The following is a 21155-nucleotide window of genomic DNA, read 5'->3' on the forward strand; positions in this document are numbered from 1 at the left end:
CCCCTCGAAGAGCCCCGGCAGCAGCACCGCCCCCAGCGCCACGCACACCGCCGTGGCCACTGCCGCCAACGCGATCCGCAGGCCCTTGCTGCCCTGCCGCTCACCCGGTACGGCCACCGGCACGACCGGCGTCGGGGCGAGGGCGGGCCCGCCGGGGCGCGGGGCACCGGACGGGGCGGGCGGTGCGACGGCGGCCGGGGCCGCCGCCTCCGCTGCGGCACGCGCCGCCGCCGCGTGCGCGGCGAGCTGCCCCCGTACCGTTTCCGTCCAGGGGAAGGCTCCTGGCGTCGCCCGGCCCGGCACCAACATCTCGGCCAACTGCCCGGGCGTCGGCCGGGCCCCGGCGTCGCTGCGCAGGCACTCCTCGATCACGACGCGCAACTGCGGGGGCACACCGGAGAGTTCGGCCTCGCCCTGGGCGATCCGGAAGATCACGGCAGCCATGTCTGAGTCGTCGAACGGGCCCCGACCGGTCGCCGCGAAGGCGAGCACCGCACCGAGGCAGAAGACGTCCGACGCCGGTACCAGCGCCCGTGAGCCGTTGACGTGCTCCGGCGAGATGTAGCCGGGGCTGCCCACCACGACCCCGGTGCGGGTGAGCTGGGTGGCGTCGAATGCCTGGGCGATCCCGAAGTCGATCACCTTCGGACCGTCGGCACCGAGCAGCACGTTGCCGGGCTTGAGGTCGCGGTGGAGTACGCGCACGGCGTGCATGTCGGCGAGCGCGTGGGCCAGACCGGCGCCCATCTCGCGCACCACGGCTTCGGGCATCGGCCCGCCCCGGATCACCGCCTCGGCGAGCGAGGGGCCGGGGACGTACTCGGTCGCCAGCCAGGGCAGCCGGCCGCCCGCGTCGCCGCCTACGAGGGACGCGGTGTGCCGGCTGCGCACGGCGCCCGCCGCGTCGATCTCGCGCCGGAAGCGGATCCGGAAGCCGTCGTCGAGGTCGAGATCGGCGCGCACGGTCTTCAGCGCGACCAGCCCGGCGAGCGGATCCGGCGCACCGGCGGGCCGGGCCAGATACACCTCGCCCATGCCGCCCGCGCCGATCAGTCCGAGCAGTTGGTAGGGGCCGATCAGCCGGGCGCGGCCGGGCGGAAGCGGCTCGATCACTGTGTGGTCCCCCCAAGCGGTTCGTCGTTCATCCGGGCAGCGGTACGGAGACCGTGGTGCCGTCGTCGTACACGACATGGACGACGCCGCCGACCGGCAGCACCTGCGGATCGAGCAGCTCCTGCTCCAGATCGATGCCGTTGGTGACGGAGTCGTAGGTCGGTGTCCTGGTCGGGCCCGGGGCGCCGGGGATCCGGGTCCTGACGAGTGGTCCCAGGCTGCCGTCGGGGCGCATCGCAACCGTGTACAGCGTCGTGCTGTCCGCCCAGACCACCGTGTCCGCGTCGATCATGGGGTTGGAGACCGGATTGCTCATGCCTTGTGCCGCCTTCCCTCCGATCGGGAACCGACCGAGCCGCCGGCCGCTGTCACGGCTCACGACGACGACCTCGTCGGGCACGCTCTCGGCGTACTCGTCGCCCCGGCGGATCGTGATCACCCGGTCGTCGAGCGCGGTGAGCGTCGCCCCGGCTACGAGCGACGAGTCGACCGGCACCCGGCCCTGCGTCCGGAGCGTCCCCGCCGCGAGCCGCAGCACAACCATGTCCTTGCCGAAGCCGGAAGGATCGTCGTTGATGACGTAGGTCGTGCAGAAGGCGAAAGCCCCTCGCACCCGGAGCGATCCGCACCCCGAGTTCGTCCCGTCACCGGCTCCCTGGACGGCCTCACCGCCGGCCGTTCCCAGCGCCTTGCCGTCCTTCAGCCGGAACGCCCTGGGTGCGTCCTCGCCGACGGCGTACACCACCTTGCCGTCGGTGGCGACCGGCCAGAAGTTGCCCTTCTGAGCGTTGGAGATGTCCGGCGGAGCCAGTTGCTCGCGCCACTTCTCGACGCCGGTCCCCAGGTCGTACGCGGCAAGCTCCGCTCCCTCGGGAGCCGCTGTGGTGGCGGCGAGGACCAGGCCGTCGGCGACGACCGGCGCGCTGTCCAGATTGTGCGCGCCGCCCGACCGGGTCTCCCAGCGGACCTTGCCGGTCCTGGCGTCCAGCGACTGCAGCCGGTCACCCACAGCAAGGAGGACCGTGTCGTCGTACACGACGGGGCGGGTGGCACCGGCCGGCATGAAGAACTGATTGCGGGGCCCGTAGCCCGCGCTCCGTCCGGTCTCTCCGGAGTCGAACGTCCACATCCGGTGCCCGTCCGCCGCCGACAACGCCTCGTACGTACCGTCCACCTTCCGGCAGACCACCACGTCCCGGCCCGCCGAACAGCCGATCGGCGCCCCCGTGAACTTCCCCTTCCAGGACTTCTTCCACCCCGCGGGCCGGACGTCGCGACCGTACGGAACCGTGCCCGAGGCATCCGGTCCCCCGTTCTCGTCCACTCCCGCCACGATGCGGACGGCGGGCGAACCGCCACCTCGCGCGGTCCCTCCGGGCGTGCCGCCCTTGTTGCGCCAGGCCAGGATCCCGCCCGTCGCCGCGCCCAGCACGATCAGCGCGGCCAGGGAGACGGCCAGGGCGCGCCGGGAGCGGCGCGGGGGTGCGGCGAGGCCGGGCCCCTGGGTGGGGGCGATGTGCAGACCCGGGGTGAAGTCGGTTCCCTGGGTGGGCAGCTGATGGAGCCCGGGCCGGCTGCCGGCGGCCACCTCCGTCGGGGTGTATCCCGGCAGCAGCGGGGCGCCCAGCGCGACGACCCGGGCCAGTTCGCGCTCGTGCTCGGCGATGTGCTGCGCCACCGCGTCCGGCCACCGCCCGGCCGCGCCGGGGTCGAGCAGCTCGGCGAGTTCGGCGGCGGACGGGCGGGCGGCCGGGTCCGCCACCAGGCAGCGGTCCAGTACGGTCCGCAGCGCGTCCGGTACGTCGTCGAGGTCGGCCTCGACGTACTTGACCCGGTAGAGCACCGCGGCGACCGGGCCGTCGCCGAAGGGGTCGCGTCCGGTGACGGCGTAACAGAGCAGGGAGGCGAGGCAGAAGGTGTCCGAGGCGGGCACGACGCGTCCGCTGCCCGCCACGTGTTCCGGGGACATGAAGGCGGGGCTGCCGACCATACGGCTGGTGGTGGTGAGCGGGGTCGCGCCGGAGTCGCGGGCGATACCGAAGTCGATCAGGCGGGGACCGTCCGCCGCGAGCATCACGTTGCCGGGCTTCACGTCGCGGTGGACGATCCCGGCCGCGTGGACGGCCGCCAGGGCGCGGGCGAGTCCGGCGCCGAGCATCCGTACCTCGGCCTCGTCCATCGCGCCCGCCCGGCGGACCGCGGCCGAGAGAGTCGGCCCGGCCACGTATCCGGTGGCGAGCCAGGGCACTTCGGCGTCGGCGTCCCCGTCGAGCAGCGGGGCGAGATGGGGTCCGGCGACGGACCGGGCGACGGTGATCTCGCGGCGGAAGCGGCTGCGGAAGCCGGGGTCCTTGGCCACGTCGCGGCGGACGGTCTTGACGGCGACCGGGTCGCCGCCGCCGTCGTGGACACCGAGGAAGACCTCTCCCATTCCGCCCGCGCCGAGCCGGGCCCGTATCCCGTACGGTCCGATCCGTCTCGGCGAGTCCTCCCGCAGCGGTCCCAGCATGCGCCACTCCCCCCGTCGCCACGCATGGATCGACGGGCACCCCGTGCCCGTTCCGGCGGTAATCCTGCCACGGACACGTCATCCGCGGCAGCGTCCGGCGGGACGACCGGGGCGGACACACGGGCGGGACCGGGAGCGGCCCGCACGCCGCCCCGGTCCCGCCCGGCCGAACCGTCGGATCAGGCCCCGCCGGTGAGCCCCGCCACCAGCTCGTCGGCCGCCGCGTACGGGTCGAGGCCGCCGGCCACGATGCGTTCGGCGAGCGCGCCGAGGTGGCGGTCGCCGTGCAGGTCACCGATGCGCTCGCGCAGCCGGGTGACGGCGATGGTCTCGACCTCGCGGGCCGCGCGGGCCGTGCGCCGCTCGGCGAGCACGCCGTGCTCCTCCATCCACGCCCGGTGCTTCTCCAGCGCCTCGACCACCTCGTCGATGCCCTCGCCCCGGGCGGCGACCGTCTTCACGATCGGCGGCCGCCAGTCGCCGGGGCCCCTCGCCTCGCCGAGGCCCAGCATGTGGTTGAGCTCGCGCGCGGTGGCGTCCGCGCCGTCCCGGTCGGCCTTGTTGACCACATACACGTCACCGATCTCCAGGATTCCGGCCTTCGCCGCCTGGATGCCGTCGCCCATGCCGGGTGCCAGCAGGACGACGGAGGTGTCGGCCTGGGAGGCGATCTCCACCTCCGACTGGCCGACGCCGACCGTCTCCACCAGGATCACGTCGCAGCCCGCCGCGTCCAGCACCCGGATCGCCTGCGGTGCCGACCAGGCGAGGCCGCCCAGATGGCCGCGGGTGGCCATGGAGCGGATGTAGACGCCCGGGTCGGAGGCGTGCTCCGACATCCGGACCCGGTCGCCCAGGAGCGCCCCGCCGGAGAACGGCGAGGACGGGTCGACGGCCAGCACCCCGACCCGCTTGCCGGCCCGCCGGTACGCCGAGACGAGCGCCGACGTCGATGTCGACTTGCCGACACCGGGCGAGCCGGTGAGGCCGACGACGTACGCGTTGCCGGTCAGCGGCGCGAGGGCCGCCATCACCTCGCGCAGCTGCGGCGACGCCCCCTCCACCAGTGAGATCAGCCGGGCCACGGCCCGCGGCCGGCCCGCACGTGCCTGCTCGACCAGGGTGGGGACGTCCACCATCACCGCTCCGTTCACTCGCTGCGTGCTCTACGTGTACCGCGTACTGCCTGCTTACTTGCCCGGAACGCGGATGATCAGCGCGTCGCCCTGACCGCCGCCGCCGCACAGCGCCGCCGCGCCGGTACCGCCGCCGCGCCGCTTCAGCTCCAGCGCCAGGTGCAGCACCACGCGGGCGCCGGACATGCCGATGGGGTGGCCGAGCGCGATGGCGCCGCCGTTGACGTTGACCTTGTCCGGGGTGACGCCGAGGTCCTTCATCGACTGGACGGCGACGGCGGCGAACGCCTCGTTGATCTCGATCAGGTCGAGGTCGCCGGCCTCCAGGCCCTCCTTCTTGAGGGCGTGCTTGATGGCGTTGGACGGCTGCGACTGGAGCGAGTTGTCCGGGCCCGCCACATTGCCGTGGGCGCCGATCTCGGCGATCCAGTCCAGGCCCAGCTCCTCGGCCTTGGCCTTGCTCATGACGACGACCGCGGCGGCGCCGTCGGAGATCTGCGAGGAGGTGCCCGCGGTGATCGTGCCGTCCTTGGCGAACGCGGGGCGCAGCTTGCCGAGCGACTCCACGGTGGTCTCGGGGCGGATGCCCTCGTCCTTGGCGAAGAGGACCGGGTCGCCCTTGCGCTGCGGGATCTCGACCGGGGTGATCTCGGCCTCGAAGAGGCCGTTCTTCTGGGCGGCGGCGGCGCGCTGGTGCGAGAGGGCGCCGATCTCGTCCTGGTCGGCGCGGCTCAGGCCGAGGCGGGTGTTGTGCTTCTCGGTGGACTCGCCCATCGGGATGTTCTCGTAGGCGTCGGTCAGACCGTCGTACGCCATGGAATCGAGCATCTCGATCGCGCCGTACTTGTGACCCTCGCGGGACTTGGGGAGCAGGTGCGGGGCGTTGGTCATGGACTCCTGGCCGCCGGCCACGACCACGTCGAACTCACCCGCGCGGATCAGCTGGTCGGCCAGCGCGATCGCGTCGAGCCCGGACAGACACACCTTGTTCACGGTGAGCGCGGGAACGTTCATCGGGATGCCCGCCTTGACGGCGGCCTGACGGGCCGGGATCTGGCCCGCGCCGGCCTGGAGCACCTGGCCCATGATCACGTACTCGACCTGGTCGCCGCCGATGCCGGCCCGGTCCAGCGCGGCCTTGATGGCGAAGCCGCCGAGGTCGGAGCCGGAGAAGCTCTTCAGCGAGCCGAGGAGGCGGCCCATGGGCGTACGCGCGCCCGCGACGATCACTGAGGTGGTACCGGTCGTTCCAGACATGAGGGGCGCCCCTTGGGATGAGGAGTGAACGAGGGTTTACTTGAATGTACTGAGCGGTACCTCGCCAGTCATCCGGCAGCGGGTGTGACGGCGCGCACGTTGCGTAACCATCCGTGTGGCGCTGCACTGGTTCCATGCTGACGCGAATCGACCACATCGGGATCGCCTGTTTCGACCTCGACAGGACAGTCGAGTTCTACCGCTCGACCTACGGGTTCGAGGTGTACCACTCCGAGATCAACGAGGAGCAGGGCGTACGGGAGGCCATGCTCAAGATCAACGATACGTCCGACGGCGGCGCCTCCTACCTCCAGCTCCTGGAGCCGACCCGGGAGGACTCGGCGGTGGGCAAGTGGCTGGCCAAGAACGGGGAGGGCGTCCACCACATCGCCTTCGGCACCGCGGACGTCGACGCGGATTCCGCGGACATCCGGGAGAAGGGCGTCAGGGTGCTGTACGAGGAGCCCCGGACGGGTTCGATGGGGTCCCGGATCACCTTCCTGCATCCCAAGGACTGCCACGGAGTCCTCACCGAACTGGTCACGTCCGCAGCGGAGCACTGACCTCCGCATACCCGGCCCGGTAGAGTGGGCGATTCCGGGCCGGGGCCGGGTCGGGGCCGCGGCGCGTCCCCAGCCGTTGATCTGTCACCATTCCCCGGGGGGACCGTTCACCGGTGAACGGTACTCGTTGGAGACTTGCGACCAGGGTTGGGGCCTCCCCTGCTCAGTGGGGCATCCCCTGCTCGAACGAAGTTGAGAGTTTGGGGAAGAAGTTGAGAGCTCGGGGAAGGATGGGACCGCGCAGTGCGGGGCTACGAACGCCAGGAGAGCCACCGAGCTGACGACGACCATCTCTCGCGGTTCGAAGCCGAGATGGACCGGCTGAAGACCGACCGGGAGAAGGCCGTCCAGCACGCCGAGGACCTCGGATACCAGGTCGAGGTCTTGCGCGCCAAGCTGCACGAGGCCCGGCGCAATCTCGCGACCCGTCCCGCGTACGACAGCGCGGACATCGGCTATCAGGCCGACCAGTTGCTCCGCAACGCCCAGATCCAGGCGGACCAGCTGCGGACCGACGCCGAGCGGGAGCTCCGCGACGCCCGTGCCCAGACGCAGCGGATCCTCCAGGAGCACGCCGAGCACCAGGCGAGGCTCCAGGCCGAGCTGCACAACGAGGCGGTGCAGCGGCGCCAGCGGCTCGACCAGGAGCTGGCGGAGCGCCGCCAGACCGTCGAGTCCCACGTCAACGAGAACGTCGCCTGGGCCGAGCAGCTCCGGGCCCGTACGGAGTCCCAGGCCCGACGGCTGCTGGAGGAGTCCCGGGCCGAGGCCGAGCAGTCCCTGTCCGCCGCGCGCGCGGAGGCGGGCCGGCTGGCGGAGGAGACCCGCCGGCGGGTCACCTCCGAGTCGGAGACCGCCCGGGCCGAGGCCGAGGCGATCCTGCTGCGCGCCCGCAAGGACGCCGAGCGGCTGCTGGACGCCGCCGCCGGCCAGGCGCAGGAGGCCACCAGCCACGCCGAGCAGCTGCGTACGTCGACGTCGGCCGAGACCGAGCAGGCCAGGCAGCAGACCGCCGAGCTGAACCGGGCCGCCGAGCAGCGCATGCAGGAGGCCGAGACCCAGCTGCGCGAGGCCCGGCTGGAGGCCGAGAAGGTCACCGGCGAGGCGAAGGAGGCCGCGGTCAAGCGGCTGGCCGCCGCCGAGTCGCAGAACGAGCAGCGCACCCGGACCGCGAAGTCGGAGATCGCCCGGCTGGTCGGCGAGGCCACCAAGGACGCCGAGACACTCAAGGCGGAGGCCGAGCAGGCGCTCGCCGACGCCCGCGCCGAGGCGGACCGGCTGAAGTCCGAGGCGGCCGAGAAGGCCCGCACGGCCGCCGCCGAGGACGCCGCGGCCCAGCTCGCCAAGGCCGCCAGGAGCGCCGAGGAGGTACTGACCAAGGCGTCCGAGGACGCCAGGTCCACCACCCGGGCGGCGAGCGAGGAGGCCGACCGGATCCGCCGTGAGGCGGAGGCCGAGGCGGACCGGCTGCGCGGCGAGGCCGCCGAGCAGGCCGACCAGCTCAAGGGCGCGGCCAAGGACGACACCAAGGAGTACCGGGCCAAGACGGTCGAGCTCCAGGAGGAGGCCCGCAGGCTGCGGGGCGAGGCCGAGCAGCTGCGCTCCGAGGCGGTCGCCGAGGGCGAGCGGATCCGCGGCGAGGCCCGCCGCGAGGCGGTCCAGCAGATCGAGGAGGGCGCGAAGACCGCCGAGGAGCTGCTGGCCAAGGCGAAGGCCGACGCGGAGGAGCTGCGGTCCACCGCGGGCACCGAGAGCGAGCGGGTCCGCAGCGAGGCGGCCGAGCGGGCCGGCGCGCTGCGCAAGCAGGCCGAGGAGGCCCTGGAGCGGGCCCGCGCCGAGGCCGAGCAGCTGCGTACCGAGTCCGAGGAGCAGGCGTCCTCGACCGCCACCGCGGCCGAGCAGGCCGCGGCGGAGCTGCGTGAGGAGACCGAGCGCGCGGTCGCGGCCCGGCAGGCGGAGGCGGCCGAGGAGCTGACCCGGCTGCACACCGAGGCCGAGACCCGGGTCGCCGACGCCGAACAGGCGCTGGGCGACGCGCGCGCCGAGGCGGAGAGCCTGCGGCGCGAGACGAACGAGGAGTCCGAGCGGCTGCGCGCGGAGGCCGCCGAACGGATCCGGGCGCTGCGGGAGCAGGCGGAGACCGAGGCGGAGCGGCTGCGCGACGAGGCCGCGGCGGACGCCTCGCAGGCCCGTGCGGAGGGCGAGTCCGTCGCCGTGCGGCTGCGGTCCGAGGCCGCCGCCGAGGCGGAGCGGCTCAAGTCCGAGGCGCAGGAGAGCGCCGACCGGGTGCGGTCCGAGGCCGCCGCCGCCGCGGAGCGGGTCGGCACGGAGGCCGCCGAGGCGCTGGCCGCCGCCCAGGAGGAGGCGAACCGGCGCCGCCGGGAGGCCGAGGAGACCCTCGCCTCGGCGCGCGCCGAGGCGAACCAGGAGCGGGAGCGGGCCCGCGAGCAGAGCGAGGAGCTGCTCGCCTCCGCCCGCAAGCGGGTCGAGCAGGCGCAGGCCGAGGCCCAGCGGCTGGTCGAGGAGGCGGACAGCCGGGCGACCGAGCTGGTCTCCGCGGCCGAGCAGACCGCCCAGCAGGTGCGGGATTCGGTCAGCGGGCTGCAGGAGCAGGCCGAGGCGGAGATCGCCGGGCTGCGCTCGACCGCCGAGCACGTCGCGGAGCGGACGAAGTCCGAGGCGCAGGAGGAGGCGGACCGGGTCCGCACCGACGCGCACGCCGAGCGGGAACGGGCCGGCGAGGACGCGTCCCGGATCCGCCGGGAGGCGCAGGAGGAGTCCGAGGCCGCGAAGGCGATGGCCGAGCGGACCGTCGCGGACGCGATCGCCGAGTCGGAGCGGCTGCGGGCGGACACCGCCGAGTACAGCCAGCGGATGCGCACCGAGGCCTCCGACGCACTGGCCTCGGCCGAGCAGGACGCCTCGCGCAGCCGCGCGGAGGCCCGCGAGGACGCCAACCGGATGCGTTCCGACGCCGCGACCCAGGCCGACCGGCTGGTGGGCGAGGCGACGAGCGAGGCCGAGCGGATCGGTACGGAGTCGACGCAGCGGGCCACCGGGCTCGTGGAAGAGGCGACGCAGCAGGCCACCGGACTGGTGGAGGAGGCGACGCAGCGGGCCACCGCGCTGGTCGACGACGCGAAGCAGCAGGCGGACCGGCTGGCCGACGAGGCCGCGGGCGAGGCCGAGCGGCTGCGGGCGGAGGCGGCGGCCACCGTCGGCTCGGCGCAGGAGCACGCGGCCCGCACCCGCGAGGAGTCCGAACGGCTGCGCGCCGAGGCGGAGTCGGCGGCCGAGCAGATGCGCACGGAGGCCCGCCAGGAGGCGGACCGGCTGCTCGACGAGGCCCGGGAGGCCGCGGCGAAGCGCCGGACCGATGCCGCGGAGCAGGCCGATCAGCTCGTCAACAAGGCCCAGGAGGAGGCGTTGCGCGCCGCCACCGAGGCCGAGAAGCAGGCCGACACGATGGTCGGCGCGGCCCGCAAGGAGGCCGTGCGGATCACCTCGGAGGCGACGGTCGAGGGCAACTCCCTGGTGGAGCGCGCCCGTACGGACGCGGACGAACTGCTGGTCGGCGCGCGCCGGGACGCCACGGCGATCCGGGAGCGGGCCGAGGAGCTGCGGGCCCGGATCGAGGGCGAGATCGAGGAACTGCACGACCGCGCCCGGCGGGAGACGTCCGAGCAGATGAAGACGGCGGGCGAGCGCGTCGACAACCTGATGAAGGCGGCGACGGAGCAGCGCGACGAGGCGGCGGCCAAGGCCAAGGAGCTGCTGGCGGACGCCAATTCGGAGGCGAGCAAGGTCCGGATCGCCGCGGTGAAGCGGGCCGAGTCGCTGCTGAAGGAGGCCGAGCAGAAGAAGGCCACGCTGGTCCGCGAGGCCGAGAAACTGCGCGCCGACGCCGAGGTCGAGGCGAAGCGTACGGTCGACGACGGCAAGCGCGAGCTCGATCTGCTGGTGCGCCGGCGCGAGGACATCAACACCGAGATCTCGCGCGTCCAGGACGTGTTGGAGGCGTTGGAGTCCTTCGAGACGCCCGGCGGCGGCAAGGGCTCGGGCGGTTCCGCCGGCGGCGTCAAGGCCGGCGCCTCAGCAGGCACTCGATCGAGTGGCAAGTCGTCCGAGGGGTAGTCGTCTTGCCATTTCCCATGCTCTGTCAGGAACGTTCAACCCTCCGAGTAGCAAGGGTTGCGGGGCTCAGCCACTCAAAAGAGGTGTCATTCTCCAGATCAAACGGGCATCCGCTCGATGACACGCCGTCCCGGCCCCTAGGATTCCCTCTAACACCTCACCGGTCTCATTCGACAGGAACCCCATGAGCGACCCTTCCTCCCCCTTCGGCTTCGAGCTCGTGCGACGTGGATACGACCGCGGTCAGGTGGATGACCGCATTACCAAGCTCGTCGCCGACCGTGATAGTGCTCTCACCCGCATCACGTCTCTGGAAAAGCGCATCGAGGAGCTCCACCTCGAAACGCAGAACGCCCAGGCCCAGGTGAACGACGCGGAGCCGTCGTACGCCGGACTCGGCGCCCGTGTGGAGAAGATCCTGCGGCTGGCCGAGGAGGAGGCGAAGGACCTGCGCGAGGAGGCCCGTCGCGCCGCCGAGCAGCACCGCGAGCTCGCCGAGTCGGCCGCCCAGCAGGTGCGCAACGACGCCGAGACGTTCGCCGCCGAGCGCAAGGCGAAGGCCGAGGACGAGGGCGTCCGGATCGTCGAGAAGGCCAAGGGTGAGGCCGGCTCGCTGCGTACGGAGGCCCAGAAGGACGCCGCGCAGAAGCGCGAGGAGGCGGATGCCCTCTTCGAGGAGACCCGCGCCAAGGCCGCCCAGGCCGCCGCGGACTTCGAGACCAACCTGGCCAAGCGCCGCGACCAGTCGGAGCGCGACCTCGCGTCCCGTCAGGCCAAGGCCGAGAAGCGTCTCGCCGAGATCGAGCACCGCGCCGAGCAGCTCCGCCTGGAGGCCGAGAAGCTCCGTACGGACGCCGAGCGCCGGGCCCGTCAGACGGTGGAGACCGCGCAGCGCCAGTCCGAGGACATCGTGGCCGACGCGAACGCCAAGGCCGACCGGATCCGCAGCGAATCGGAGCGCGAGCTGGCGGCGCTCACCAACCGCCGCGACTCGATCAACGCCCAGCTGACCAACGTCCGCGAGATGCTGGCCACGCTGACCGGTGCCGCGGTCGCCGCCGCCGGCACCCCCGCCGACGACGAGCCGGTCACCCGTGGTGTTCCGGCTCAGCAGGGTCGCTGACCCCGAGTACGTCAGCCGTACCCCTTGCGCGCCCGGTTCCGCCCTTGTGGTGGCGCCGGGCGCGCGGCCGTTCTAGCGTGAACGCATGATCGAGCTCGATGGCCTCACCAAGCGCTTCGGCAACAAGGTTGCCGTCGACCGGCTCTCCTTCCGGGTCAGACCCGGAATGGTGACGGGTTTTCTGGGGCCCAACGGGGCGGGCAAGTCCACGACGATGCGGATGATGCTCGATCTCGACAACCCGACCAGCGGTTCGGTGCGCATCGACGGCAAGCACTACCGCGAGCTGGAAGAGCCGCTGAAGTACATCGGTGCGCTGCTGGACGCCAAGTCGATGCACGGCGGACGCAGCGCGTACAACAATCTGCTCTGTCTCGCGCAGAGCAACCGCATCCCGGAGAGCCGGGTCGCCGAGGTGCTGGACACCGTCGGGCTGACCGCGGTGGCGAAGAAGAAGTCCAAGGGCTTCTCGCTCGGCATGGGCCAGCGGCTCGGCATCGCGGCGGCACTGCTCGGCGACCCGCAGGTGCTGCTCTTCGACGAACCGGTCAACGGCCTGGACCCCGAGGGCATCCACTGGATCCGCAATCTGATGAAGACGCTCGCCTCGGAAGGCCGGACGATCTTCGTCTCCTCGCACCTGATGAGCGAGATGGCCCTCACCGCCGACCACTTGATCGTGATCGGTCAGGGCCGGCTGCTCGCCGACACGTCGATGGCCGACTTCATCCACCAGAACTCCCGCAGCTACGTACGGCTGCGCTCGCCGCAGCAGGAGCGGCTGCGCGACGTGCTGCACGAGGCGGGGCTGATCGTGGTCGAGACCGGGGGCGGCACGCTGGAGATCGACGGCGCGACGACCGAGGCGCTGGGCGAGCTCGCCGCGCAGCACCAGATCGTGCTGCACGAGCTGAGTGCCCAGCGGGCCTCCCTGGAGGAGGCGTTCATGCAGATGACGGCGGACTCCGTGGAGTACCACGCGCACGCGGACCATGCCCCGGCGCCACCGCCGACGGGTCCGCAGTGGGGCGAACAGTGGAACCAGCAGTCCGGTGGCCCCGCCGCCGGCAGCGGCAAGGAGGTGTGACGACGATGGCATCGGTACCCGCGGTCCTGACCTCCGAGTGGACCAAGATCCGTACGGTCTCCTCGACCGTCTGGACGCTGATCTCCGCGTTCGTCGTCACCGTCGCGATGAGTGCGGCGCTCTGCGCCCTGATGAACTCCCAGTTCGACGACCTCCCGGTGGCGGAGCGGGCCACCTTCGACCCGACCCTGATCAGCTTCTCCGGCATGGTCCTCGGTCAGCTGGCCATGGTCGTCTTCGGTGTGCTGGTGATCGGTACGGAGTACAGCTCCGGGATGATCCGCACCTCGCTGGCGGCGGTGCCCCAGCGTGGTTCGTTCCTGTTCAGCAAGATCGCGGTGGCCGGGGTGCTGGCCCTGGTGGTCGGCCTCGCGACCAGCTTCGTCTCGTTCTTCCTCGGGCAGGCCCTGCTCGGCGACCACCACACGGACATCGGCGCGGAGAACGTGCTGCGCGCGGTCGTGGGCGGCGGCCTCTACATGGGGCTGATCGGGATCTTCTCGATGGGCGTGGCGACGATGCTGCGCAGCTCCATGCTGTCGCTCGGCATCCTGATGCCGTTCTTCTTCCTGGTCTCCCAGATCCTGTCGGCGGTGCCGGGGGCGAAGAAGGTCGCGCGCTACTTCCCCGACCAGGCCGGCTCCAAGATCATGCAGGTGGTCCCCGACGCGATGAACAGCAATCCGGCCCCGTACGGGCCGTGGGGAGGGCTCGGGATTCTGGTCGCCTGGGTGGCGGCCGCGCTGATCGGCGGCTATGTCGTACTGAAGAGGCGCGACGCCTGACCGCTCGCCGGGCAGCACCGCGCGCCGTTCCGAGCAGCCCGGAAGCCTCGCCTCCGCTCCGCCCCGAAGCGACGCACGACACAACGGCTTGGCCGGAACCGTCAATGCCTGGATATCCTCCTAACTCTTACGGGGGCGTGCGGCCACATGGCCTGGGCCCCGACGACAGATGTGAGTCGATGGGGCTGGAGCATGATCGAGGCAGTCGGCCTGACCAAGCGCTACGGCGCGAAGACGGCCGTGCACAACCTTTCCTTCCAGGTGCGGCCGGGCGCCGTCACCGGATTCCTCGGTCCCAACGGGTCGGGCAAGTCCACCACCATGCGCATGATCCTGGGCCTGGACCAGCCGACGTCCGGCCATGTGACGATCGGCGGCCACCCCTTCCGCAGCCTGCCGAACGCACCGCGTCAGGTCGGCGCGCTGCTGGACGCGAAGGCGGTGCACGGCGGGCGCAGCGCCCGTAACCACCTCCTCTCGCTGGCCCAGCTCGCCGGCATCCCGGCCGCCCGGGTCGACGAGGTGCTCGGGGTCGTCGGCCTCCAGGACGTCGCTCGCAAGCGGTCCAAGGGCTTCTCGCTCGGCATGGGGCAGCGGCTCGGCATCGCGGCGGCGCTGCTCGGCGACCCGCAGGTGCTGCTCTTCGACGAACCGGTCAACGGCCTGGACCCCGAGGGCATCCTCTGGGTCCGCAATCTGATGAAGATGCTGGCGTCCGAGGGGCGTACGGTCTTCGTCTCCAGCCACCTGATGAGCGAGATGGCGCTCACCGCCGACCATCTGATCGTGATCGGCCGGGGCCAGCTGCTCTCCGACATGAGCGTCAAGGACTTCATCTCGGCCAACTCGGCCGACTTCGCCCGGGTGCGGGTCGCGGACGGTCCCGCGGAGCGGCGGGAGAAGCTGACCGCCTCCCTCACCGAGGCCGGCGGACAGGTCATGTCCGAGCCGGGCGGGGCGCTGCGGGTCACCGGGCTGCCGCTGCCGCGGATCAGCGACGTGGCGCACGAGGCGGACGTCCGGCTGTGGGAGCTCTCGCCGCACCAGGCCTCGCTGGAGGAGGCGTACATGCGGATGACCCAGGGCGTCGTGGACTACCGCTCGACGACGGACCAGAAGGCGGGGCTGCAGCAGCCGTCGCCCGACGCGTACGCGCAGCACGGGTACGCGCAGCAGCCGCCGGAGATGCCTCAGCAGAACTGGTACGCCCCGCCGCCGCCCGGACAGAACCCGTACGCGGGCCCCCCGGCCGAGCCGGCCCCCGCCGCCGCCCCGGACCTGACCAAGCGCGAATCCAGCGAGGACGCCCGATGACAACGCCGCCGACCCCGCAGGCGCCGCAGCAGCAGGCCCCGCAGCAGAGCCCGCCGGCCGCTCCGGCCGGTCCGTACACCTCGCCGATCCCGATGCGCCGGGCCACCCTCGGCGACGCGATCGCCTCCGAGTGGACCAAGATCCGCTCGGTGCGCTCCACGATGTGGACGCTCGGCGTGATGATCGTGCTGCTGCTCGGCATCGGGCTGCTCGCCGCGATCGCCGTCAGGGCCTCCGGGGCCGGTCTCGACTCGACGCCGGTGCTCAGCTTCGGATTCTTCGGGGTGCTGCTGGGCTCGATCTGCGTGATCACGCTCGGTGTGATGACCATCGCGTCGGAGTACGGCACGGGCATGATCCGTACGACGCTGACCGCCTGTCCCAGCCGGGCCCGGGTGCTGAGCGCGAAGGCGATCGTCTTCTTCCTGCTCACCTTCGTGATCACGACCGTGACGACCGCGCTGGTCGCGGTGTTGCAGACGGCGATCATCGGCGGCGCGGCGCCCTCCGGCGGCGACTGGCTGCGCGCGACGGTCGGTGTCGGCCTCTACACCGCGGCGCTGGGGCTGCTCTCGCTCGCGGTCGGCGCTCTCATCCGGCACTCCGCCGGCGCGATCACGATCATGATCGGTGTGGTGCTGCTGCCGCTGGTGCTGGCCATGTTCATGTTCGCGGAGTCGCTCTCCGACCTGCGGATGAAGCTCTTCGAGTACTCGATCCCCAACCAGCTCAGCGCGTTCTACTCCACCTCGGTCGCCGATTCGGGACCGTCGGGCTGGGACCCGCTGTGGATCATGCTCGGCCTCGCGGCCGTGGCGCTGCTCGGGGCGTTCGCCGCTCTGGACCGCCGGGACGTCTGAACCGTCCCGAGAGGCTCAGTGGCGAGGCGCGTTCCTGGACCGCTGCACCTGTGTGGTGCGGCGGTCCTTCGCGTTCCAGCACGCCTTGTGCCAGTGCCTGCGGTCGTCGATGCCGCCGTACTCGGACCAGGCCACCAGATGCGGGACGCCGGACGGGATCTCCTGGTCGCAGCCGGGGCAGCGGTAGCGCTTGCCCGCCGCGCTCGCGCCGCTGACCGGGCGGACGGACCACTGCTCGCCCTGCCACTCCTCGGCCCGTCCCCCGCCGCCGTAGCGGGCCCCCGGCTCCGCTGTGCTGTCGTGGGGACTCTCGCCGCCTCGGGGGCGGTTGCGGCGCGGGGACACGTGACACCTCACGGGGCAGGCTGGGCAGTTCCCGTCCAGCGTAGGGCCATTTGGCCGACCCGGGCGTCCGGCGCCGCGCGGGCCGGTGTCCCGGGAGGGATGAGTTACCGGAAAATCGCAACAACCTGCCAATGGACCGTGCCTTTGGCACGTGTCAGACGTTGTTGCTCAATAGGGGAGAGCCGCGTCGGCCGCAAGGAGGCAATTGGCGATGCGTGTGGGAACGTTCGTACTGGCAGCCCAGTTTCCGGGGCAGGGGCCGGGGGAGGCGCTGCACCGCGCGATCCGGTCCACCGAGGTCGCGGAGGAATCCGGCCTCGACTCGGTCTGGCTGGCAGAGCATCATTTCGTGCCGTACGGGGTCTGCCCGTCCGCCGTCACACTGGCCGCGCTGCTGCTCGGCCGGACCCGGAGGATCCGGGTGGGCACCGCGGTGAGCGTGCTCTCCACCCAGCATCCGGTGGCGCTCGGCGAACAGGCCGCGCTGCTCCATCTCACCAGCGGCGGCCGGTTCACGCTCGGCGTCGGCCGGGGCGGCCCCTGGGTGGATCTGGAGGTGTTCGGCGGGGGCCTCAAGGCGTACGAGAAGGACTTCCCGGAATCGCTGGAGCTGCTGCTCGACTGGCTGGCCGAGCCGCGGGTGGCCGGGCGTGGCGAGCGGTACGGCTTCCGCGAGGTCGCCGTGGTCCCCCGGGCCGACGAGCTGCTCGCGCGGGACGGCGGCGAGAGCCCCGGCGGCCCCGAGGTGGTCGTCGCGTGCACCTCCCCGAAGACGGTGAAGCTCGCCGCGGAGAACGGCCTGCCGATGCTGCTCGGGATGCACTGCGGGGACCAGGAGAAGGCCGACATGGTCGCGCTGTGGCGCTCCACCGCACTCGCTGCGGGCCGCTCGCCCGAGAGCGTCCGCGAGGCCGGGCACGTGTCCGCCGGGGTGGCCCAGATCGCCGACCGGCCCGAGGAGGCGACGGAGACGCTCGTCAAGACGATGCCGGGCTGGCTGCGGCAGGGGCTGGACGCCCATGTGACGATCGACGGCCGGCACCGGGTGATGCGCGATCCGGTCGCGTACACGGAGCTGCTGTGCGGCATTCATCCGGTGGGCCCGCCCCGGCTCGCCGCCGACCGGCTCGCCGCCACCGCCGAGCGGACGGGCATCACCCGCTTCGCGCTCCTGGTGGAGGGTTCGGGTGACCTGGCGGCCACCGAGGAGAACGTGGCGCGGCTGGGCACCGAGGTGCTCCCGCTGCTCACCTGACGGGCAGGAGGAAGGTACGGGGGCTGCCGCTCCGGAACCAATTGCGCCGATCGATCGCGGTCCGGAACGGCAGCAAGCGTTTAGCAGTCCCGTAGTTCGGGCGACTGGTTGAGCAGCTGGCCCCTCACCGAGGTGAAGCGGGCCAGACGCTCGTCGACCGACGGGTCCAGCGGGAACACCGCGACGCGGTGGCAGTTCTGAAATGCCAGACGCACCCCGAAGTGCCGCTGCAGTGCGCCGCGGATCGCATCACTCGCGAGCGCGCGCAGCAGCTGACCACGTGCCTGCTCGTCCGGCGGGGGCGTCTGGTTGTCGGCGAACTCTCCGCCGTCGACCTTCAGCTGAGCCACCAGAGAGCTGATCATCTCCCATGCGTAGGGCAGGGAGGTCCGGACGCAGTCGACGAAGTCGGCTTCGTCGACCTCGCCTCGCTCGGCCTGTTCCAACAGCGCCGGTGAGACGTCGAGCGACATGGGTTCTCCTCTCGCGACCCCGACGCCGGGCCGGGGCCTTACGGGCAGGGAAGGAGGACGGCGACGCAGCGTACACAGACGGCGACCTCCTGCTTCCACGGTAAGGGTGCGGTCCGGGCCGCACCAGGAGATTGGGAACACAACCGGCCAATAACGAAGGGGCGCAAAGAGGGGCAAGCCCCGACTGCGCCCCTTCTGCGTGAGTAGGGTGACGGGAGTGGCAGGGGGAGAATCGCGTGGAGCACCCCTCGTCGAGTAGCGTTGCCGACCATGCGTCTCGTCATCGCCCGCTGCTCCGTGGACTACGCCGGCCGGCTCACGGCCCACCTGCCCTCCGCTCCCCGTCTGATCCTGGTGAAGGCGGACGGGAGTGTGTCGATCCACGCCGACGACAGGGCGTACAAACCCCTCAACTGGATGTCACCGCCCTGCACGCTGAAGGAGGGCACCGGCGACACCGCGGACGTCTGGACCGTGGTGAACAAAGCGGGCGAGAAACTGATCATCACGATGGAGGAAATCCTCCACGACTCGTCCCACGAGCTCGGGGTCGACCCGGGTCTCATCAAGGACGGCGTCGAGGCGCACCTCCAGGAGCTGCTCGCCGACCGCATCGAGATCCTCGGCGAGGGCTACACCCTGATCCGCCGTGAGTACTTCACCGCCATCGGGCCGGTCGACATCCTGTGCCGGGACGCCGACGGCGGGACCGTCGCGGTGGAGCTGAAGCGGCGCGGCGACATCGACGGCGTGGAGCAGCTGACCCGCTATCTGGAACTGCTCAACCGCGATCCGCATCTCGCCCCGGTGAAGGGCGTCTTCGCGGCCCAGGAGATCAAGCCGCAGGCGCGGGTGCTGGCGACGGACCGCGGCATCGGCTGTGTCGTTCTCGACTACGACGCGATGCGCGGCATCGAGGACGACAAGCTCCGGCTGTTCTGACCCGCCCGCTTCCCCACTCCTCACCGGTTCCGACGCCGGACGTGCGTGTCACGTCCGGCGTTCGTTCGTTCAGGGGCGGCTCAGGCGACGGCCGGGCCGCTGTCCGCGCTCGCCGCCGACGAGAACGAGGACGAGGGTCCGTTCGCCGAGTCGGAGGTGTCGGGCGAGGACGGCTCGGGCTCGGTGGCCGTGTCCGTGGGACTGGGGGATTCGGTCTCCGTCGGAGTGGCGGTCGGGGACGGGGACTTGGTCGGCTTGGTCGACTTCGTCGGGGTGGGCGACTTGGTCGGCCCGTGCGACGGCGGCCTGCTGCTGGACGAGGTGTCCGACGACGGGGTGTCGCTCGGTCCCGTCGGGTCCGCGGACGGCGTGCCGCTGCCGCTCGGCGTGATCGCGCTGCTCGACGGGCCGGGCGTCGCCGAGCCACTGCCGGATGCCGGGCCGGCCGGTGCCGAACCGTCGGCCGGGCTGTCGGCCGGGATCTCGTCCTCGCCGTCCTGCGGGCTCTGCGACTGCTCGGTGGTGACGTCCTGGTTGCCCTGGACGTCGTCGTCGCCCGAGGTCAGCCCGAGTGCGACCACCGTGCCGAGCACACCGGTCAGGAGTACGCCCGCGGCCGTCGCGACCAGATTGCGCCGGGCCCCGGCGAGCACCGAGAAGCGCCCGCCCCCGGCCTTCCGGCCGGCCGCCGGGGCGCTCTGCCGCGAGATCACCGCGGTGGCGTCCTGGTACGGCCTCGAAAGGGTCTGTGTCACGGACGGCTGCACGCCGGCGATCGGCGTCGTCTGCTCCTCGGCGCGCGGGACGGGCAGTTCGTCCCCGGGCGGGGTGAGGACGACGGGCAGCGGGCCGCCGGCGCGGTCCGCGACCAGGGCGAGCGCGCGACGCCCGGCCACCGCACCGGACTTGTCGGCGAGCGCACCGCGCATGCCGATCGAGGTCTCCAGCTCGGCCCTGGCCCGGTCCGGATTGCCGGCCAGGAGCGCGAGCACGCCCAACTCGTGGTGGAAGTACGCCTCTTCGGCGACCTCACCGGCGATCCTGGCCGCCTCCTGGCCGATCCGCAGCGCCTTCTCCCAGGCCCCCCAGTGCAGGCCCGCCGCGAAGGCCGGGGTGGCGCTGCGGGCCAGCAGCACGGCCACGCTGGTCTGCCCCGCCCCGTCGCCGGGCACCAGCTGTGCCATCGCCGCGACGACGGCGTCGCCCTCGGCCGCCACCCGCTCGGGGGTGACCGAGGGATGCCCTGCCCACCAGGTGTAGTGCTGGGCGGCGGTGCGGGCCCGCTCGGTGGCGTCCTCGCCGTATCCGGCGGCCTCCAGCTGGGTGACGACTCCGGCGGCGAGCCGGTAGCGGGCACCGGCCGGGGAGAGCAGCCCGCAGCCGGCCAGCTCGCCGAGCGCGGCGTCCGCGTGGGTGTCCCCGACGAGCGCCGGCAGATGGGCCTGGTGCGGCACCTCGCCGCCGAGGGCCACCGCGAAGCGCAGGGTGTCGCGGGCGGCCCCGCTCAGCCGGGAGGCGAGCAGCGGTGCGGGTGCCGCGCCCTCTCCGAGGCTGGGCAGCGGTATGTGGACTCCGTCGACGGCCTGGTCGTGCCCGAACGGGGCGTCCTCGGACAGGTCGCCGTACTCGCCGTACGCCTCGGGGTCGGTGCGCAGCAGGTCGCGCTGGCGCAGCAGGGCGGCGGCCTGGACGAAGCGCAGCGGCAGCCCCTCGGACTCGAACCAGAGGTCTCCCGCCCAGTTCGCCTCCTCGTCGGTGAGCGGGCGCTCGACGGCCCGCTCCAGCAGATCGACCGCCGCGCCGCGGCCGAGGCCGGCCAGGAAGACCTCTTCGAGCTGCGAGTCGGTGGTGGGCGCGGCGACGTCCGGAACGGTCGCGAACAGGAAGGCGCACTCCGGGGTCGCGTCGAGCAGCTCCTCCAGCGCGGCCCCGCCGAACTCCAGGTCGTCGAGGAGCACGACGGCGCCGATGCCCCGGACCAGGTCGAGCAGCCGGGTGCGGTCGGGGCGGTGCAGCGGTGCGTCGTGGACGGCCTCGAAGAGCCCGTACAGCAGCTCGGTGGCGTTGCGCTTGTAGCCGCTGAGCCGTACGACTCCGTCCGGTGCGAGGCCGGCGCAGTCGGCCGCGACGGCGTCGAGCAGTGCCGTACGGCCGGATCCGGCCGGTCCGGTGAGCCGCACCGAGCGGCCCTGGGACAGCAGGCGCACCAGCCGTTCGCGCTCCTGTGCGCGCTCCAGGAGCGGCAGTTGGGGGGCGGGC

Annotated in this window: 16 protein-coding genes; 9 read left to right on the forward strand and 7 right to left on the reverse strand. The window is 72.5% G+C overall.

The window, feature by feature from the left end:
* From AADR41_RS33940 to AADR41_RS33955, 4 genes are all read right to left on the reverse strand, one after another.
* A partial coding sequence (locus AADR41_RS33940; protein ID WP_342285657.1) for a serine/threonine-protein kinase occupies positions 1–1113 on the reverse strand: 1113 nt, incomplete at its 3' end.
* 28 nt (positions 1114–1141) lie between these two features.
* Complete coding sequence (locus AADR41_RS33945) at positions 1142–3622, reverse strand: protein kinase domain-containing protein (RefSeq protein WP_342285658.1); 2481 nt, start codon at positions 3620–3622, stop codon at positions 1142–1144.
* 179 nt (positions 3623–3801) lie between these two features.
* Positions 3802–4761, reverse strand: coding sequence for a methylmalonyl Co-A mutase-associated GTPase MeaB (meaB, locus tag AADR41_RS33950; protein ID WP_342285659.1), 960 nt, complete (start codon positions 4759–4761; stop codon positions 3802–3804).
* A gap of 51 nt (positions 4762–4812) precedes the next feature.
* Entirely contained in the window at positions 4813–6015 is a 1203-nt protein-coding gene (locus AADR41_RS33955) for an acetyl-CoA C-acetyltransferase (RefSeq protein WP_124716339.1), read from the reverse strand.
* Between the two features lie 134 nt (positions 6016–6149).
* Here AADR41_RS33955 and mce point away from each other — a divergent pair, with 134 nt between their 5' ends.
* The 7 genes from mce to AADR41_RS33990 all read left to right on the forward strand — a co-directional run bounded on the left by mce (position 6150) and on the right by AADR41_RS33990 (position 15881).
* Complete coding sequence (mce, locus tag AADR41_RS33960) at positions 6150–6578, forward strand: methylmalonyl-CoA epimerase (protein WP_342285662.1); 429 nt, start codon at positions 6150–6152, stop codon at positions 6576–6578.
* Positions 6579–6821: 243 nt separating this feature from the next.
* A complete protein-coding gene (gene scy, locus AADR41_RS33965) occupies positions 6822–10712 on the forward strand; it encodes a polarized growth protein Scy (protein ID WP_342285663.1) in 3891 nt (1296 codons plus the stop codon).
* A 184-nt stretch (positions 10713–10896) separates the two neighbouring features.
* The gene (locus AADR41_RS33970; RefSeq protein ID WP_072486740.1) at positions 10897–11835 is read left to right on the forward strand and encodes a cellulose-binding protein; all 939 of its coding nucleotides are present in this window, start codon (positions 10897–10899) and stop codon (positions 11833–11835) included.
* 85 nt (positions 11836–11920) lie between these two features.
* Complete coding sequence (locus AADR41_RS33975; protein ID WP_342285664.1) at positions 11921–12922, forward strand: ABC transporter ATP-binding protein; 1002 nt, start codon at positions 11921–11923, stop codon at positions 12920–12922.
* Positions 12923–12927: 5 nt separating this feature from the next.
* Positions 12928–13707 (forward strand): ABC transporter permease subunit, encoded by a 780-nt coding sequence (locus AADR41_RS33980; protein WP_342285665.1) that lies wholly within the window; start codon positions 12928–12930, stop codon positions 13705–13707.
* Between the two features lie 192 nt (positions 13708–13899).
* On the forward strand, positions 13900–15021 hold the full coding sequence (locus tag AADR41_RS33985; protein ID WP_342285667.1) for an ABC transporter ATP-binding protein: 1122 nt from the start codon (positions 13900–13902) through the stop codon (positions 15019–15021).
* Positions 15018–15881, forward strand: coding sequence for an ABC transporter permease subunit (locus tag AADR41_RS33990; protein WP_342285668.1), 864 nt, complete (start codon positions 15018–15020; stop codon positions 15879–15881). The genes AADR41_RS33985 and AADR41_RS33990 overlap by 4 nt, the downstream gene beginning before the upstream one ends.
* A gap of 15 nt (positions 15882–15896) precedes the next feature.
* On the opposite strand, the gene AADR41_RS33995 is transcribed toward AADR41_RS33990, so the two are convergent.
* Positions 15897–16226: an ATP/GTP-binding protein gene (locus AADR41_RS33995; RefSeq protein WP_342285670.1), complete on the reverse strand. Its 330-nt coding sequence runs from the start codon at positions 16224–16226 to the stop codon at positions 15897–15899.
* A 211-nt stretch (positions 16227–16437) separates the two neighbouring features.
* Here AADR41_RS33995 and AADR41_RS34000 point away from each other — a divergent pair, with 211 nt between their 5' ends.
* Entirely contained in the window at positions 16438–17481 is a 1044-nt protein-coding gene (locus tag AADR41_RS34000) for an LLM class flavin-dependent oxidoreductase (RefSeq protein ID WP_342285672.1), read from the forward strand.
* Positions 17482–17561: 80 nt separating this feature from the next.
* On the opposite strand, the gene AADR41_RS34005 is transcribed toward AADR41_RS34000, so the two are convergent.
* Positions 17562–17954: an SCO5389 family protein gene (locus AADR41_RS34005; RefSeq protein WP_124716348.1), complete on the reverse strand. Its 393-nt coding sequence runs from the start codon at positions 17952–17954 to the stop codon at positions 17562–17564.
* 270 nt (positions 17955–18224) lie between these two features.
* Between AADR41_RS34005 and nucS the strand changes: the two genes are divergently transcribed.
* Positions 18225–18896, forward strand: a complete 672-nt coding sequence (nucS, locus tag AADR41_RS34010) for an endonuclease NucS (protein WP_342285674.1) — start codon at positions 18225–18227, stop codon at positions 18894–18896.
* 80 nt (positions 18897–18976) lie between these two features.
* Here the strand turns inward: nucS and AADR41_RS34015 are convergent.
* A partial coding sequence (locus AADR41_RS34015; RefSeq protein WP_342285676.1) for an ATP-binding protein occupies positions 18977–21155 on the reverse strand: 2179 nt, incomplete at its 5' end.

The organism is Streptomyces sp. CLV115 (assembly GCF_038448545.1).
In the GTDB taxonomy this organism is placed as follows: domain Bacteria; phylum Actinomycetota; class Actinomycetes; order Streptomycetales; family Streptomycetaceae; genus Streptomyces; species Streptomyces sanglieri.

Excerpts from the sequence above, each read along its gene's own strand:
- AADR41_RS34000 (WP_342285672.1), top strand. The coding sequence starts at position 16,438 with ATGCGTGTGGGAACGTTCGTACTGGCAGCCCAGTTTCCGGGGCAGGGG.
- AADR41_RS33975 (WP_342285664.1), top strand. The coding sequence starts at position 11,921 with ATGATCGAGCTCGATGGCCTCACCAAGCGCTTCGGCAACAAGGTTGCC.
- AADR41_RS33985 (WP_342285667.1), top strand. The coding sequence starts at position 13,900 with ATGATCGAGGCAGTCGGCCTGACCAAGCGCTACGGCGCGAAGACGGCC.
- mce (WP_342285662.1), top strand. The coding sequence starts at position 6,150 with ATGCTGACGCGAATCGACCACATCGGGATCGCCTGTTTCGACCTCGAC.
- AADR41_RS33990 (WP_342285668.1), top strand. The coding sequence starts at position 15,018 with ATGACAACGCCGCCGACCCCGCAGGCGCCGCAGCAGCAGGCCCCGCAG.
- AADR41_RS33945 (WP_342285658.1), bottom strand. The coding sequence starts at position 3,622 with ATGCTGGGACCGCTGCGGGAGGACTCGCCGAGACGGATCGGACCGTAC.
- meaB (WP_342285659.1), bottom strand. The coding sequence starts at position 4,761 with ATGGTGGACGTCCCCACCCTGGTCGAGCAGGCACGTGCGGGCCGGCCG.
- AADR41_RS33955 (WP_124716339.1), bottom strand. The coding sequence starts at position 6,015 with ATGTCTGGAACGACCGGTACCACCTCAGTGATCGTCGCGGGCGCGCGT.
- AADR41_RS34005 (WP_124716348.1), bottom strand. The coding sequence starts at position 17,954 with ATGTCGCTCGACGTCTCACCGGCGCTGTTGGAACAGGCCGAGCGAGGC.
- nucS (WP_342285674.1), top strand. The coding sequence starts at position 18,225 with ATGCGTCTCGTCATCGCCCGCTGCTCCGTGGACTACGCCGGCCGGCTC.
- AADR41_RS33970 (WP_072486740.1), top strand. The coding sequence starts at position 10,897 with ATGAGCGACCCTTCCTCCCCCTTCGGCTTCGAGCTCGTGCGACGTGGA.
- AADR41_RS33980 (WP_342285665.1), top strand. The coding sequence starts at position 12,928 with ATGGCATCGGTACCCGCGGTCCTGACCTCCGAGTGGACCAAGATCCGT.